We start from the raw sequence: 16,170 nt of genomic DNA, 5'->3' as shown, positions 1-16,170 counted from the left end.
GATTCTCACCGGACCACGGGGTGCAACGGTGCGGAGACGTCGATGAGCGAGGCGTCCTTCGAGGCGTCCGAGTTCACCAGGGCGGCCACGACCTGCGACTTCAGTTCGCTCTCCCCCGCATCCCCCCATAGGACCTTCTTGCCGTCCTTGAGAGTGAGCTCCACGGCCGAGCCGGACGGGGCGTCGGCCGCGTCCAAACGGGACAGCACGTCCGCCGGCAGGGCGGCCAGGACCTCGGAGATGTCGGTGAACTTCTGGGTGCTCAACACGCCCCGGCCACCGGCCACGAGGGGCACGTCAGGGCGCTGGGCACGGGGCACGGTGCTGAGGGACTTGCCCTCCGAGTCCACGAGCACCAGGTCGGACCCGTCCTCGACCACGGCCACGCCCACGCGTTCGTGCAGGTGCACCGTGATGGTGTGCGGGGGCCGCAGCACCACGTCCACGGACTTCACCTGGGGGACGTCACCGACCGAGTCCATGATCTCCTGCTTGGAGATCCGGGGCATGGGGACTCCCTCGTACCCGGCCAGGGCCTGCTCCACCGTGCGGGGGTCCGTGAGGGTCGCACCCTGCACGTCGATCGTGCGGGTCGCGAACAACGGCGAGAAGAAGACCACGAGCGCCAGCGCCGCGAGCACCACGAGGCTCAGCAGTAGTGCGAGCAGACGGCGGCGCCGGGTGCGCCGGTGCTGGCTCGGCGGGAACGGCACGACGGTCGTGGAGTCGTCGTCGGCCTCGGCGGCGGTGTCCTCGGGCGCGTCCTCGGCGGCACGCGCCGCCCGGCGCTGGGCCCGCCACGTCGAGAACCGTCCCCCGGCACTCGGCACGGCCTCGAGTTCGTCCGTGGCCACACGCGTGACCTTGGCACCGCCGTGCACGCGGACGGGGGTCTGTTCGTCCGGGGCGACGCCCATCGCGTCCTCGGGCGCGCTGCCGCGGCCGCGCGCGGACCTCGACCCACCCGAGGACGCACCGGGCGTGCGTCCCCGCGATCCCCGACCCACGACCGACGACCCCATTCCGGTGGGACCCGACGTCGGGAACGGGAGGTCCGCGTCCCACGGGGTCGAGGCGTCCGTCCCGGTCCCGGAGATGTCAGAGATGCCGGACGTGTCGGCGGTTCCGGACGGGTCGGCGGCCCCGGTGTCAGGCTCGGCACCGGACGGATCGACGGTGTCGCGCGCGGCGGCGTCGTCCGCGTCGAACGGAGCGCCGCCCACACGGGGCTGGTGCGGAGGGACGGAGCGTGCCATCAGCGCTGCGCCAACGCGGAGAGGATCCGCGGCCCGAGAGCGGTCACGTCACCGGCGCCGATCGTCATGATCACGTCCCCGGGACGCGCGCGGGCCACCACGGTCTCGATCGCCTCCTCGGCGCTCGGGGTGGAGACCACCCGGTCGTCGGAGGCGTGTCCGGTGATCGCGGCGCCGGTGATCCCCGGCTGGGGTTCCTCGCGCGCGCCGAAGACGTCCGTGACGCACGCGAGGTCCGCGATCTCGAGGGCGCGGCAGAACGCCTCCGCGAACTCCCGGGTGCGCGAGTACAGGTGGGGTTGGAACACGGCGAGCACGCGGTGACCCTGGGCGACGTCGCGCGCGGCCGTGAGCGCGGCGGCGACCTCCGTGGGGTGGTGAGCGTAGTCGTCGAAGACCCGCACCCCGCCGTCCTCGCCCTTGGGGTCGAAGCGCCGTGACGAACCGTGGAACGAGCCCAGGCCCTCGGCGAGCAGGTCCGGGTCCGCGCCCGCGGCAAGGCCCGCGGTGAACGCCGCCGCGGCGTCGGCCACGTTGTGCGCTCCGGGAACGGCGAGCGTGAGCGCCACGGTGCGCCGGGCGCCGTCGCGGTCGAACGTGAGCGTGCAGGACGAGCCCGTGCCGTGCGGCGTGGCGTCCGAGACGACGACGTCCGCGGCCGGGTTCTGCCCGTACGTGAGCGCGGCCTCCCCGCGGTCCCGACGACGCCGCGCGAGTTGCTCCGAGCCCGGATCGTCCGCGCACGCCACGAGGGTCCCACCGGGGCGGATCGTGTCGCAGAACTCGTCGAAGGCGGCGTAGAACGCCTGGGCGCTGCCGTAGTGGTCCAGGTGGTCCGGTTCCACGTTGGTGATGATTGCGATCCGCGGGTGGTAGGTCAGGAAGGAGCCGTCCGACTCGTCGGCCTCAGCCACGAACCAGTCGCCGGAACCGAAGCCCGCATTGGCGCCGAGATCCGGGACGTGGGCGCCCACGGCCCAGGACGGGTCCATGCCGGCCGCCTGCAGGGCCACGGCGGCCATCGAACTCGTGGTCGTCTTCCCGTGCGTCCCCGCGACCGCGATCACGTTCCTGCCGTGCATCGCCGCAGCGAGTGCCTGCGAGCGGTGCAGGATCCGCGCACCCGCGGCACGTGCGGCGGCCAGTTCCAGGTTCGTCTCCTTAATTGCCGTGGAGACGACCACCGTGGCGGCGTCGGCCACGTTGGCCGCGGACTGCCCCACGAACACCGTGGCTCCCAGCGCCTCGAGCTGCCGCAACCCGGCCGAGTCCTTCGCGTCCGAACCGCTCACCGCCACACCGCGCGCGAGCAGCAACCGCGCGACCGCGGACATGCCCGCCCCGCCCATGCCGATGAAGTGCACGCGGCCCAGGCCGTGGGGATCGAGGGGTTGCTGGGTGTTCACTGGTTCTCCTGGGGACATGGGGGGGGAAGGTTTTCAGCGGCGGGCGTGGTCGAGGGTGAGCCGGGCCATCACCTGCGCGGCGTCGCGGACACCGTGGGCAGCGGAGGCCTGGGCCATGCGATCGAGCCGGGGAGCGTCGGTCACGAGCGGGACCACGGTCTCGCGGTAGAACGCGGCGGTGAACTCGGCGTCCCGCACGATCTCGGCACCACCCGCGGCTACGATGGAGCGGGCATTGAGTGCCTGCTCACCGTTACCGATGGGCAGGGGCACGAAAACGGCGGGCAGACCCACGGCGGCGACCTCGCACACCGTGGCCGCGCCTGCGCGGGCCACGAGCAGGTCCGCGGCCGCGTAGACCTTCTCCATCCCGTCCACGTACTCGGTCTGGACGTAGTTCGGCGCGCGCAGCAGCTCGCCGTCCGGGGTGCGCACTTCCTTGGCGCGCCCCGTCACGTGCAGCAGCTGGTACCCGTGCCGCGCGACCTCCCCCGCAATCGCGGCCACGGTCCGGTTCAGGGACTGGGCACCGGAGGAACCACCCGTGACCACCACGGTGGGCAGGTCCGGGTCCAGCCCAAGCGCCGCGCGGGCCTGCGCGCGTTCCGCGGTCCGGTCCAACGTGGCGATCTCACGCCTCATGGGCATGCCCACGGTGCGCGCACCACGCAGCGGGGTGTCCGGGAAGGCGGTCGCCACGACGGACGCGAACCGGGCGCCCACCCGGTTCGCCATCCCGGGCTTGGCGTTGGCCTCGTGGATCACCACGGGGATCCGACGCCTCGCGGCCGCGAGGTACACGGGCGTGCACACGTACCCGCCCACGCCCACGACCACCGTGGCCTGTTGCGCGTCCAAGATCCGGCCGGCCTGGCGCACCGCGGCGGACAGCCGACGCGGCAGGCGCGCGAGGTCCAGGGACGGCTTGCGGGGCAGGGGCACGCGGTCGATCAGTTCGAGGGGTACACCGGCCTGCGGGACGAGCCGCGTCTCCATGCCGGAGGCAGTGCCCACGGCGCACACCGTGGCGTCCGCGCGCAACTGCTGCACGGCGTCGGCGATGGCCAGCAGGGGGCTGATGTGCCCCGCGGTGCCGCCACCGGCGAGCACCACGCGGGCGGATCCGGCCCGCTTTTGCTGGTGGTCGATGTCGTGCGTGGTTGTCATTCTCGTCCCTTTCCGAACCGCTGGGTCACGCGCTGCGCCCACGACGTCCGGGGGCGTTCCGGTTGCGTGGCCAGCCCGCGCTCGTAGGCCTCCTGGTCGTCCAGGATCTGGGTGCCCGATGCCGCCCCGGACCGTCCGGGACCCACACGCACCGAGCGCGGGACCCGGGCGAAAGACATGACCACGCCCACGGCCGCCATGGTCATCAGCAGCGCGGATCCACCGTAGCTGATGAAGGGCAGCGGGATACCGATCACCGGGAGCAGGCCAGTGACCATGCCCAGGTTCACGAAGGCCTGGCCCACGAGCCACGTGGCCACGCACGCGGTGGTGATCCGCACGAACGTGCTGCGGGTGCGCAACAGGATCCGGGCCATGGCCACGACCATCACGATGAACAGCGCCAGGATGATCACGGTGCCCACGAGGCCGAGTTCCTCGCCGATGATCGAGAAGATGTAGTCGTTGTGGGCCTCGGGCACGTAGTTGTATTTGAGCCGGGACTGGCCGAGCCCCACGCCCCACCAGCCGCCAGTGGCCAGGGCGTTGAGCCCTTGCTGTGCCTGCCAGCACGCGTCCGTGGCGCCGCACTCCCCGAACAGCCACCCGGTGATCCGGTCCAGACGGTGCGGCGCAGTGATCACGAGGAACAACCCGCCCAGGACGAGGCCGGCCGCGCCCACGAGGAAGATCTTCAGGGGTGCGCGCGCGAACCACAGTGCCGCGGCGTAGATGAGGCAGAACACGATGGCCGTACCGGCGTCCCCGCCGGCCAGCGTGAGGAGGGTGGGGACCAGGAATCCCACGACGGAGGGCCACAGGGCCGGCTTCCAGTGCTGCGCGACCGCATCTCCCTGGCGCGCGAACATCGCCGCGAGCCAGATGCACAGCGCGAGCTTGGCGAACTCCGAGGGCTGGAACGACTGACCGCCCAGCACGAGCCAGTTGCGGTTGCCGTTGACCTCCCGCCCCAGGGGTGTGAACACGAGCAGGGACACGAGCACGCTAAGACCCCACAGCACCCACGCGATCCGCGTGTAGAAGTGGGATGGCACCATCGACAGCGCGAACATCGCGATCAACCCCACGACCCCGAACAGCGCCTGGCGCGCGAACAGGGCGTACGCCGAGCGACTGTCGGAGATCGATTCCACCGCGGACGCGGAGAGCACCATCATCACGCCGATGCCGGTGAGCAACACCACGCACCCGGCCAGGGCGTAGTAGGAGTGGAAGAGCGGGCCGTCGGTGAGCTGGTGCCACCAGCCGCGCATCCTGGTGCTCAGGGCGGTCGATCGGGTGCCCGGCTCCGCGAGCTCGGCTACCCGGGGACGTTCGGGGGTGCGGGTGGCCATCAGAACCCCAATTCTTCGTGCACGACGTGCATGAACGCGTTGCCGCGGTCCGCGTAGTCGGCGAACTGGTCCATGGACGCGGCCGCCGGTGCCATCAGCACGGTGTCCTTGGGCTCGGCGTGTTCACGGGCCAACCGCACGGCCCGGCGCATCACGGCGTGCCCGTCGGTCGGGTCGATGCCGGAGTCGTCCGGTGCGGTGCCGCCCTGGCCCGGGGTCGCCGCGAGGACGGGCACGTCCGGGGCCAGGCGGGAGAGCGCATCCAGCAGGGCGGCGTCGTCCGTGCCGATCACGACGACCGCGCGCAGCCGGCCTGCGTTGCGCTCCACGAGGGTGTCGTACGTGACGCCCTTGGAGAGCCCGCCGGCGATCCAGACCACGGAGTCGAACGCGGACAGGGACGCCTGCGCGGCGTGTGGGTTGGTGGCCTTGGAGTCGTTGATCCAGCGCACCCCGTCCGATTCGGCCACGAGCTGGATCCTGTGTTCACCGGGGCGGTGGGCGCGCAGTCCGTCCCGCACGGCCTCGGGGCTCACCCCGGCGGCGCGCGCGAGCGCCGCGGCGGCGAGCGCGTTGGCCACGATGTGGCGCGTGGGGATGGAGCCGGTGTCCTCGATCGATCCGATCTCGGCGGCGGTCGTGATGCGCTCTGCGACGAACGCTCGGTCCACGAGCAGGTCGTCCACCACGCCCACCATGGACAGCCCCGGGGTCTGCGTGGTGAAGCCCACCGCGCGGCAGCCCTCGAGCACGTCCGCTTCCTCCACGAGTTCCTCCGCGCCGTCCTGTTCGGCGTTGTACACGCACGCGACCCGCGTGTTCTCGTACACACGGGACTTGTCCGCGCGGTAGTTCTCGAAATTGCCGTGCCAGTCCACGTGGTCCTGGGCCACGTTGAGCACCACGGAGGCCAGGGGCGAGACGGAGTGCGTCCAGTGCAGTTGGAAGCTGGACAATTCCACAGCCAGGACGTCGTACTCCACAGGATCGCGCAGTGCGTCCAGGATGGGCGTGCCCACGTTGCCCACGGCCACGGCCTTGAGCCCGGCGGCCTGCAGGATGGAGGCGGTCATGCCCACGGTCGTCGTCTTGCCGTTCGTGCCCGTGATGCACACCCATTCGGGGGTCTTGCGCCCTGCGCGGCGGTTCACGCGCCACGCGAGTTCCACGTCACCCCAGATCTGGATGCCCTCCTCGCGCGCCGCGGCGAGCAGCGGGTGGGTGGGCGGGAAGCCCGGGGACGTGATCACGACGTCCGGGCGGGCCCCGGCCACGTCCGGGACGCTCGTCATGGCGTCCGGCCCCAGGACGACGTCGCTCGCGCCCACGATCTTCAGGGTGTCCGCGCTCTGCCGATTGCGTTCGGTGTCCCGGGAGTCCAGGACGGTGACGAGCGCACCGAGTTCGATCAGGGTGTCCGCCGCGGCGAAACCCGAGACCCCGATCCCGGCGACCACGGCGCGCAGACCGGACCAGGGCGCGTCCCAGCTGGTCAGCTCCGCGAGGCGGGGGTTGTCCAGGACGGGGTTGTCGTTGCTCGCGTGCATCATGTCTGGTCTGTGCCTCATCCTCGTGTCGGTCGTGGGTGGTCTCGCGGGTGACCGGCGCGCTCCGCCGCCCGAGAGCGGGGTGCGCGCCGCGCGGTCAGTGCAGCGCTTCCGCGCCGGGGAACGCGCCGCCGTTGTGCAGCAACCAGTCACCGTAGAACACACCGAGCGCGGCGGCCACGAACAGACCGGCGATGATCCAGAATCGGACCACGATCGTGACCTCCTGCCAGCCCTTGAGCTCGAAGTGGTGTTGCAACGGGGCCATCTTGAAGATGCGTTTGCCGTGGGAGAGCTTGAAGTAGCCCACCTGCAGGATCACGGACAGGGTGATGATCACGAACAGGCCGGCGATCAGGATCAGCAGCAGTTCGGTGCGGGAGAGCACCGCGAACGCGGCGAGCGCGCCGCCCAGGCCGAGCGAGCCCGTGTCCCCCATGAAGATCTTCGCCGGGGACGTGTTCCACCACAGGAACCCGATGAGCGCACCCACCAGGGCCGCGGCCACGATCGAGAGGTCCATGGGATCCCGAACCTCGTAGCACGCCGCCTGTGCCACGTTCTCGCACAGGTGCCCGGCCTGCCACAGTGTGATGAGCATGTACCCGCTGAACACCAGGATGGACGCGCCCGTGGCGAGCCCGTCCAGACCGTCCGTGAGGTTCACGGCGTTGGTGGTTCCGGTGGCAATCAGATTCACCCAGATCACGAACAGGATGGCCCCCACGATCGGCCCGGCGAATGCGAGGTCCACGCCGGTGTCCCGGGTCCAGGAGATCGCCGTGGAGGCCGGGGTGTGACCGGCCTCGTCCGGGAAGAACAGCACGAGCAGCGCGAACGCGATCCCGATGGCCCCCTGCAGGGCCATCTTCCCGGCAGCGGTCAACCCGAGGTTCTGTTTCTTGGAGATCTTCTTGAAGTCGTCCAGGAACCCCACCAGCCCCATGCCGAGCATCAGGCCGAGCGCCAGGACGCCCGAGAGGGTGATCCCACCGTTCTCAGGCCACGCGATCACGCTGATCAGGTGGGTCACCAGATAGGCGGCCACGACCGAGAGCAGGATGGCCACGCCACCCATGGTGGGGGTGCCGCGCTTGGTCTGGTGAGACGTGGGTCCGTCGTCCCGGATGTACTGACCGTACCCGCGCCGGGCGAGCACCCGGATCAGGGCGGGCGTACCGAAGATCGAGAACACGAGGCCGAGCCCCGCTGCCACGAGCAATTGGATCACGGGCTCAACCCTCCTGGTGGTTCGTGTCGGTGGTGGCCTGGGCCACCCGGTCCCCCAGGTGCTGCAACCCCGCGGCGTTGGACGCCTTGAACAACACGATGTCCCCCGGACGCAGCGTGTCACTCAGGTACTGCTCGGCGTGCTCGGTGTCCGGGACCCAGGCCGCTTCCTCACCCCACGAGCCCTCCAGGGTCGCAGCGGTGTAGACCGGCCGGGCGACCTCCCCCACGGCCACGACATGCGAGACGTTCAACCGCACGAGCAACTGCCCGAGGTCCGCGTGGGCGGTGATGGACTCGTCACCGAGTTCGAACATGCCACCCAGCACGGCGATCGTGCGCCGCGCGGGGTGCTCCTCGTCCCCGCGGCCCAATTGGGCCAGGGTCTGCAGGGCGGCCCGCATGGACTGCGGGTTAGCGTTGTAGGCGTCGTTGATCACGGTCACGCCGTCCGGGCGCTCCGTGCGTTCCATCCGCCACCGCGAGCGGGGGCCGCGGCCCGTCAGACCCGCTGCGATCTCGGCCGCGGGGACCCCGGCGCCGAAGGCCACGGCGGCCGCGGCCAGCAGGTTGGTCACATGGTGCGCACCGATCAGCTGCGAGTGCACCGGGTGGGCGGAGCCGTCCGGGAAGTGCAGCGTGAAGGCGGGGCACCCGTCGGTACCGACGGTCACGTCCTCGGCCCACACGCGCGGGTCCTCGTGGGCCGGGTCGTGGGCGTCGGGTCCCTGCCCGAAGGAGATGATGCGCGCGTCGGTGCGCTCGCGCATGGCACGCACGCGGGCGTCGTCGTCGTTGAGCACCGCGGTGCCGTGCGCGGAGAGGCCCTCGACCATCTCGCCCTTGGCGCGCGCGATGTTCTCCACGCCACCGAACTCGCCCGCGTGGGCCGAACCCACGCACAGTACGGCGCCCACGTCCGGGCGGACGGTGTCGCACAGGTAGCGGATGTTGCCGATGTGCGTGGCGCCCATCTCGATCACGAAGTACTCGGTGTCCTCGGTGGCCGTGAACACCGTGAGCGGGACACCCACCTCGCCGTTGTACGAGTTGCGCGGCGCGACCGTGGGGCCCTGCGCGGCGAAGATCCCGTGCAGCAGGTCCTTGGTGGTCGTCTTGCCCACCGAACCCGTCACGGCCACCACGGTGACCGGGTGCGCGGCACGCAACTGCTCGAGCACGTGGCTCGCGAGCGCGCCCATCGCGAGCACCACGTCCGCCACGACGACGCACGGGTACGGAGCCCCCGCGTCGTCGGTCACCACGCGTTCGGTCAGGTGCAGCACCGCGCCGGAGTCCGCGGCGGCCGGCACGAAGCGGTGCCCGTCCGTGGTCTCGCCCGGCTTGGCGACGAACAACGCGCCGTCCGTGACTTCCCGGGAATCGGTCGTGACGGAGGTGACGGTCACGGACTCGGGGTCCGGGACTCCCGCGAGCTCACCGTTCACGGCCCGCGCGAGCTGCGCGGCGGAAATGGCAATCATTGCTGCTCCTTCGTGTCCGCGTGCAACGCCGCCAGGGCGTCCCGCAGCTCTTCGCGGTCGTCCAGGTGCACGACGACGCCGTTGAAATCCATGGCGGTCTCGTGACCGCGGCCCGCCACGATGATGGCGTCGTCCGGGTGGGCCATGCGCACTGCGGTGCGGATCGCGGTCGCGCGCGGTTCGATGACCAGAACGTCCGTGGCGCGAGCATGGTTCGCGACGGCCTCACGAGCGCCCTGCGCGACCTGCTCCCGGATGGGCGCGGGTTCCTCGGCGTGGGGATCGTCGTCCGTGATGATCACGACGTCCGCCTCCTCCGCCGCGACCCGGCCCATGATGGGGCGCTTGGTGGTGTCGCGCTCGCCGGTGGCGCCGAAGACCACGATCACGCGACCGCGCCCGTCCTCGGGGGTCACGGCGCGCAGCGAGCGCGCGAGCGCGTCCGGGTTGTGCGCGAAGTCCACGAGGGACGTGGGCCGCGTGCCCACAAGTTCCATGCGTCCGGGCACGCCCGCGCTCAGGGGGTCGTGCTCGTCCAGGACGCGTTGCAGGGTGTTCAGTGCCACGCCGGAGTCCAGGACCATGAGCACGGCCAGCGCCGCGTTGGCCACGTTGAACTCACCGGGCAGTCCCGTGTGCATGTCCAGCGCGCGCCCGTCCGTGTGCTGCAGCGTGAACGCGTGACCGATGCCCCGGCGGGTCAGCGAGCGCAGGGTCCAGTCCGCGGCGTCCGACCCGCCGGTCCCGACGGGGGCGGTGCCTTCCGCATCGCTCGCGTCCTGACGCGTTCCGTCCGAGCCGCGCAGGGCAACGGTCGTGACGTTCTCCGCACCCAGGTTCTCGCGGGCCCGCTGCGCCATCGCGGCGCTCCACGGGTCCCCGTCCCCCAGCACGACGACGCCGCGGCTCGTGCGCTCGCGCGTGAACAACTGCGCCTTGGCCTCGAAATACTCGGCCATGGACCCGTGCAGGTCCAGGTGGTCCTGGGTGAGATTGGTGAACCCAGCGACGTCGTAGTGCACCCCGTCCACCCGGTGGAACTCGAGGGCGTGGGACGAGACCTCCATGGCGGTGGCGGTGATCCCGCGTTCACGGGTCAGGGCCAGAAGGGAATGCACGTGCGGAGCCTCTGGCGTGGTCATGTGTGACGGGATGGGGGTGTCCCCCGCGAGGATCTCGATGGTGCCGATCAACCCGGTCATGTGGCCCAGGGCGCGCAGGATCGAGGTGATGAAGTAGGTCGTGGTGGTCTTGCCGTTGGTGCCGGTCACCGCGAAGAGCTCCTGGCCGGTGCCGTCCGCCGGTTGGGAATCGTAGACCGCGCGGGCCACCGGGCCCACCCATGAACGGGGTTCGGGGCTCACGAGCACCGGCAGGCCCACGCCCGCCTCGGCCACGGACCGCGCGCCGTCCGGATCGGTGAGGATCGCCACGGCACCGGATGCGGCGGCGTCGGCGGCGAATCGCGCCCCGTGGACCTTGGCGCCGGGCAGCGCGGCGTAGAGATCACCCGGCTGCACCTCCCGCGAGTTCAGGACCACTCCCGTGACGGGAGCGGTGGTCCCCGTGGGGGCGGGGACCACCCGCGCGCCCGTGAGCCGCGCGAGCTCCTCGAGCGAGTGGGCCACGGGCCGGGACGGACGCAGACTCTGCGCGTCGGTCCCTTCTTGGGCAGATGCCACCATAGAAATCCTCTTCGAACCTGTCTGTGGACGTACCCCGTCCACCCGGGCCGGTGTCTCACCGGTCGTTGCTGCCGCCATGTGCTTCTGTGTGGGAAGTTTAGTCCTGGGACTCGTCCCTCCCCGGCTGCGGCCACGTTTGCTCGAGCGCGTTCGTGGGTGTCACGTCCCGGTCCACCTTCTGCGGCACCTGCATGTCGAACGTGGGCCCCGTGGTGGTGGAGGGCGCCACGTTGAAGTGGTGCAGCACCTGGGACATGATCGTGGAGAACGTGCTCGTCACGCCCAGGGTGCGCACGTCCCCCTGGGGGCGCTGCATGGTGACCGCCACGAGGTACTGAGGGTCCTCCATGGGGGCCACACCCACGAAGGACGTGGTGTAGCCCTCGTACCCGCCGCCCTCGCTCGGCGCCTCGGCCGTACCCGTCTTACCACCCACGCGGTATCCCGGCACGGCCGCTTCCTTGGCGCCGCCCTGCGTGACCACGTTCTCCATGATGTCCAGCGTCTGCTGCGCGGCGGACTCGGAGAGCACCTGTTTGGGTTCAGGACGTTCGGGGTGCGTGACCGTCCCGTCCGGCGCGGTCACGGAGTCCACGAGGCGCGGTTCGATCTGACGGCCCTTGTTCGCGACCGCCTGGAAGATCGACGCCGTGCGCAACGGGGTCTGGGACACGCCCTGACCGAACAACACCGTGTACTCCTGACGCGGGTCCCATTGATCCGAGGGCGCCAGGATGCCCGTGGACTCCCCCGGCAGTTCGATGCCCGTGGCGGAACCCACCCCGAAGTTCGCGAGGTTGTCGTGGCGGGCCTGCTTGTCCATCTTGGAACCCATGATCACGGTGCCCGTGTTCATGGAGTCCGCGATGATCCCCGCGACCGTGCGGTTCTGGGTGCCGTGGTCGAACGCGTCGGTGATCTTCTCGGAACCGATCTGCAGGTACGGCGGGACCGTGATCTCCGTGGTGGGGGACACGATCCCCCGGTCCAGGGCGCCGGCCACCGTGGCGATCTTCTCCGTGGAACCGGGCTCCACGGCCTGGGACACGGCGCGCGAACCGAGGTCGGCGGCGTCGGCCTTGCCCGGGACGTTGGGGTCCACCGAGGAGGTGTCCGCGAGCGCCAGGACCTTGCCGGTCTTGACGTCCATGACCACGGCCGTGCCCCATTCGGCCTTGAGCTGCTTGGCCCGTTCGCGCACGGCCTGCTCCGCGAAGAACTGGACGTCGCTGTCGAGCGAGAGCTTGACGTTCGAACCGTTCTCGGCGGCCTTCTGTTCCTGCGGGGCCACGGGGATGCGCACGCCGTCGCCGGAGATCTCGAAGCGGCGCTCGCCGTCGGTGCCGCGCAACAGGGAGTCCTGGGTCTGTTCGATCCCGCCGAGGGCCTGGTTGTCCCCGCCCAGGAACCCGACCACGGAACCGCCCAGGGAACCGTCCGGATAGCTGCGCTGGAACGTGGGCTGGCCGTAGATGTACGGCAGGTTCAACTCCCGCAGGGCGTTGTACTGCTCGGGGGTTACGCCCCGCGCTACGTAGTTGAAGCTCTTGTCCCCGTCCAGCGCGGCCTTCACGTCCGTGTCCTTCATGCCCAGGGCGTCCGCGATCTTGTACACGGCCTGCGTGGGGGTCACGGTCTCGGTGGAACCGTCCTTGTGGGGCACGGTCACGGCGGCGACGGCGCTCTGGTCCACGGTGATGTCGTAGCGCTGCAGGGTGCGGGCCAGCACCGTGCCACGGCTGTCGGTGATCTCCCCGCGCACCGCGGGGATGGACTCCACGAGCGTGCGCTGGGCGGCCGCGGCCTCGGCCCGGCCCCCGGGGTCCAGCCCCTGGACCCAGAACAGGCGGCCCACCACGAGAAGCAACAGGACCAGCAGGAAGGCGATGCCCACGTGCATGCGCGAATAGGGCCGGAACACTCGGTTCTTGCGCGCTGACGATGCTGACACGGTCTTCCTCGATTCCTGGACTTCAGCGTGGTGGGGCCACCTCCGACGGGTTCTACTCCCGGTCCGCGGCGCGGACCGGCGCGTTCACTGGCCAGGCGCGCGCTGCGACGGCGCGGGGATGGAGCCCCCGTTGAGATCCCGGGACTCGTCGGCCTTCTGGGCCGCTTTACGCTGGGCGGTCTTCTTGTCCGCTTCTTCCTTGGCGCGCTTCTCCGCGCGTTCCTCGGCGGCGATCCGGTTCGCCTCCGCGGCGTCGGAACCCTTCATCTGCGCGGGCGGCACGAGGATGTTCTGCGCGTCCGTCTTCTCCGCGGGGGCGCTCGGGGCCGTGACGGCACCCGTGCCGAGCTGGATGCTCCCCACATCCTTGGCCGGGACCATGCCCAGGTCGTTGGCGCGGGCGGCCAGGTTCTGCGGCGCGGAATTGGCCTCGATATCCTGCGTGAGCGACTCGTTCTCCTGGGAGAGAGCGCGCTGCTGACCCGTGAGCTCGGTCAACTGGTACTGCCCCTGGGTGATCTGGATGTTGAGCAACAGGATGCCCACGAGAGCTGCGGCCAGGGCGAGGGTGCACATGACCACGGTGGAGACCCGGCTGCGGCGGGCCGCGCGGCGCGGCACCACGGAGAGCGGCCTACGCCCGTCCGCCCTCCGGCCCGAGGGGTCACCCGACGACGGGTGCGAGGCCGACGTCGCACTGCTCATCGCTCACTCCCTGGTCTCGTGGTCTCCCGGAGCCGCTCGACGGCACGCAACCTGGCCGAGGCGGCCCGGGGGTTGTCCCGGACCTCCTGCTCGCCGGCGCGTTCCGCCCCGCGGGTGAGAACCTTCAGCGTGGGCTGGTGTTCCGGCAGTTCCACGGGAAAACCTCTGGGGGCCGTGGAACGTGCACCGCGAGCGAACTCCTGCTTGACAATTCTGTCCTCCAGGGAGTGGTAACTCATGGCGAGGACACGCCCTCCCACCCTGACAGTTTCCACGGCGGCGGGCACGGCACGCTCCAGGACGTCGAGTTCCTCGTTGACCTCGATCCGCAACGCCTGGAAGGTCTGTTTGGCCGGGTGGCCCTTCTTGTGCTGGGCCGCGGCGGGGACCGCGGAGCGGACCACGTCCACGAGCTGGGCGGTCGTGCGCAGCGGGGCCTCGGTACGGGCGGCGACGATGGCGCGCGCGATCCGCGGCGCGAAGCGGTCTTCGCCCCAGCGGTAGATGATGTCCTTGAGCTGAGCCTCCGAGTACTCGTTGACCACGGTGTACGCGGACAGTTCCGCCCGGGAGTTCATGCGCATGTCCAGGGGGGCGTCGAACGAGTATGCGAAGCCGCGCTCGCGTTCGTCCAGCTGCAGTGAGGACACCCCGAGGTCGAACAGGATGCCGTCCACCCGGTCCACACCGACGGCTGCGGCGGCCTGATCGATGTGGTCGTACGTGGTGTGGATGCCCGTGAACCGCTCCCCGAAGTGCGCAAGGCGTTCCCCGGCGAGTTCGAGGGCCTGGGGGTCCCGGTCGATCCCGACCACGCGCAACCCCGGGAAGCGTTCGAGCATGGCGTGGGTGTGCCCGCCCATGCCCAGGGTCGCGTCCACGACCACGGGGTGTTCGGTGTCCAACGCCGGCGCGAGCAGGTCCAGGCAGCGCTCCAGCATCACGGGGATGTGTCGTTGCTCGGCGGGGGCGTGGTCCATGCCGGGCTCCTGGTCTGTCGCGGATCGTGCGGGTACTACGGGTCGCAGGTCTCGGTGCGCACGGCACCGATGTCCTCCGGGGGAATCCTACGGTGCGCCCGGACACCAGATCCCCATCCGCCGCTCGCCCCTCGAATCCGGCCTGACTCGGGGGAAGTCGAGTCAGGACGGTGACGTGGGCGGCTGGAGATCTCATGTCCGGGGACGGCACCGGCGGGGGTCCCGCGCGGTGGTCCTCGGGTGATCAGAACAGCCCGGGTATGACCTCGTCCTCCGTGGCGGAGAAAGCCGCTTCCTTCTCCGCCAGGTACTGCTGCCACGAGGCCGCATCCCAGATCTCGGCGCGGCTGCCCGCCCCGATCACCGCCAGTTCCCGGTCCAGGCCCGCGTACGAGCGCAGGGACGCCGGAATGGTGATGCGACCTTGCTTGTCCGGGACCTCGTCCGATGCCCCGGAGAGAAAAACGCGGATGTAATCCCTGGCCTGCTTGGACGACAACGGGGCCGCCCGCATCTGTTCGTGGACCCTGGCGAACTCCTGCGCGCTGAACACGTACAGGCAGCGTTCCTGCCCTCGGGTCAGCACGAGTCCGTCCGCCAGTTCGGCCCGGAACTTGGCCGGGAGAATCAGCCTGGCCTTGTCGTCCAAACGCGGTTCGTATGTTCCGAGAAACACAGCCACCGCCTTCGAACCAGGGTCAGCCCAACCCTCGCTTCTCTACCACCCTCCACTTTACTCCACTGCCCTCCCCCGTCAACGCGGATCCCCTCCACGGCACGCCACGACGGCGCTGCCCCGGGGCGTCGTCGACACACCTTTCCCGGCGTGGTCTGCGGGCACGCCGGAGACGATGGGTCCGGACATGAAAGAACTCCCCGGCGCGGTGCCGGGGAGTTCTCGGAAGTTTTACGGGCTGGACGGCCTGCGGGGAGGCTCAGCGCTAACCCTGATTGCGTTTGTCCCACTTCTCCTCGAGGTTCTGGAGGAAAGTGGAGGACTTGCGTGGACCGGAGGGACCGCGGCCGAACGGCCCGCCATGGGACGGCCCGCTCCCGGGGCCTCCGGGATTGGCCGCGCCCTTGTCCGGGGTGGCCCGGCCCCGCACGGTGGCCACGTACGCGCCGGCGGCCATCACGATGAAGCCCAACACGCCCACGATGATCAGGTGCATGGCGACCCCGGCGAGCAGGACGCCCAGGCCAACCACTGCGATCACGACCCCCAGCACGACGTTGCGCATGGACCCGCGCCCCCGAACCGCTTCGGTGTGCATGGTCGACGCGAAGCGGGGGTCGTCGTCGTGCAACTGCTTCTCGAGCTGGGCGAGAAGCTGTTGTTCGTGCTCGGAGAGAGGCACGATTCCTCCTGTGGTGTTGAGGGAGCGAGGCGGGGGCGGTACGGCT

The 16,170-nt window shown here is 70.5% G+C and carries 13 protein-coding genes; all 13 read right to left on the bottom strand.

Annotated elements, in window-relative coordinates:
* Window positions 1-5: 5 nt before the first annotated feature.
* The 13 genes from IE157_RS05610 to IE157_RS05550 all read right to left on the bottom strand — a co-directional run bounded on the left by IE157_RS05610 (window position 6) and on the right by IE157_RS05550 (window position 16,124).
* The gene (locus IE157_RS05610; RefSeq protein WP_318281349.1) at window positions 6-1,256 is read right to left on the bottom strand and encodes a cell division protein FtsQ/DivIB; all 1,251 of its coding nucleotides are present in this window, start codon (window positions 1,254-1,256) and stop codon (window positions 6-8) included.
* Entirely contained in the window at window positions 1,256-2,662 is a 1,407-nt protein-coding gene (murC, locus tag IE157_RS05605; RefSeq protein ID WP_318281348.1) for a UDP-N-acetylmuramate--L-alanine ligase, read from the bottom strand. Before murC ends, IE157_RS05610 begins: the two co-directional genes overlap by 1 nt.
* A gap of 33 nt (window positions 2,663-2,695) precedes the next feature.
* On the bottom strand, window positions 2,696-3,829 hold the full coding sequence (gene murG / locus IE157_RS05600; protein WP_052160655.1) for an undecaprenyldiphospho-muramoylpentapeptide beta-N-acetylglucosaminyltransferase: 1,134 nt from the start codon (window positions 3,827-3,829) through the stop codon (window positions 2,696-2,698).
* Complete coding sequence (ftsW, locus tag IE157_RS05595; RefSeq protein WP_193519399.1) at window positions 3,826-5,184, bottom strand: putative lipid II flippase FtsW; 1,359 nt, start codon at window positions 5,182-5,184, stop codon at window positions 3,826-3,828. The genes murG and ftsW overlap by 4 nt, the downstream gene beginning before the upstream one ends.
* Window positions 5,184-6,734, bottom strand: coding sequence for a UDP-N-acetylmuramoyl-L-alanine--D-glutamate ligase (murD, locus tag IE157_RS05590; RefSeq protein ID WP_098054570.1), 1,551 nt, complete (start codon window positions 6,732-6,734; stop codon window positions 5,184-5,186). Before murD ends, ftsW begins: the two co-directional genes overlap by 1 nt.
* A gap of 94 nt (window positions 6,735-6,828) precedes the next feature.
* On the bottom strand, window positions 6,829-7,962 hold the full coding sequence (gene mraY, locus IE157_RS05585) for a phospho-N-acetylmuramoyl-pentapeptide-transferase (RefSeq protein ID WP_064845739.1): 1,134 nt from the start codon (window positions 7,960-7,962) through the stop codon (window positions 6,829-6,831).
* Window positions 7,963-7,966: 4 nt separating this feature from the next.
* Window positions 7,967-9,445: a UDP-N-acetylmuramoyl-tripeptide--D-alanyl-D-alanine ligase gene (locus IE157_RS05580; RefSeq protein WP_193519398.1), complete on the bottom strand. Its 1,479-nt coding sequence runs from the start codon at window positions 9,443-9,445 to the stop codon at window positions 7,967-7,969.
* A complete protein-coding gene (locus IE157_RS05575) occupies window positions 9,442-11,130 on the bottom strand; it encodes a UDP-N-acetylmuramoyl-L-alanyl-D-glutamate--2,6-diaminopimelate ligase (protein WP_193519397.1) in 1,689 nt (562 codons plus the stop codon). Before IE157_RS05575 ends, IE157_RS05580 begins: the two co-directional genes overlap by 4 nt.
* Before the next feature lie 97 nt (window positions 11,131-11,227).
* Window positions 11,228-13,081, bottom strand: coding sequence for a peptidoglycan D,D-transpeptidase FtsI family protein (locus IE157_RS05570; RefSeq protein WP_318281347.1), 1,854 nt, complete (start codon window positions 13,079-13,081; stop codon window positions 11,228-11,230).
* A gap of 84 nt (window positions 13,082-13,165) precedes the next feature.
* Window positions 13,166-13,786 carry a hypothetical protein gene (locus IE157_RS05565; protein WP_193519396.1) on the bottom strand — a complete coding sequence of 207 codons (621 nt, stop codon included), beginning with the start codon at window positions 13,784-13,786 and terminating at the stop codon, window positions 13,166-13,168.
* Window positions 13,783-14,766, bottom strand: coding sequence for a 16S rRNA (cytosine(1402)-N(4))-methyltransferase RsmH (gene rsmH / locus IE157_RS05560; RefSeq protein ID WP_193519395.1), 984 nt, complete (start codon window positions 14,764-14,766; stop codon window positions 13,783-13,785). The genes IE157_RS05565 and rsmH overlap by 4 nt, the downstream gene beginning before the upstream one ends.
* Before the next feature lie 244 nt (window positions 14,767-15,010).
* Window positions 15,011-15,442, bottom strand: coding sequence for a division/cell wall cluster transcriptional repressor MraZ (mraZ, locus tag IE157_RS05555; RefSeq protein WP_035961210.1), 432 nt, complete (start codon window positions 15,440-15,442; stop codon window positions 15,011-15,013).
* Window positions 15,443-15,707: 265 nt separating this feature from the next.
* Window positions 15,708-16,124: a DUF3040 domain-containing protein gene (locus tag IE157_RS05550; RefSeq protein WP_193519394.1), complete on the bottom strand. Its 417-nt coding sequence runs from the start codon at window positions 16,122-16,124 to the stop codon at window positions 15,708-15,710.
* Window positions 16,125-16,170: the final 46 nt, after the last annotated feature.

It is taken from the genome of Kocuria marina (genome assembly GCA_014652975.1).
Classification (GTDB): domain Bacteria; phylum Actinomycetota; class Actinomycetes; order Actinomycetales; family Micrococcaceae; genus Kocuria; species Kocuria marina.
Note: the sequence above shows the minus strand (reverse complement) of the source record. Positions and strands in the feature narration are given on the sequence as shown.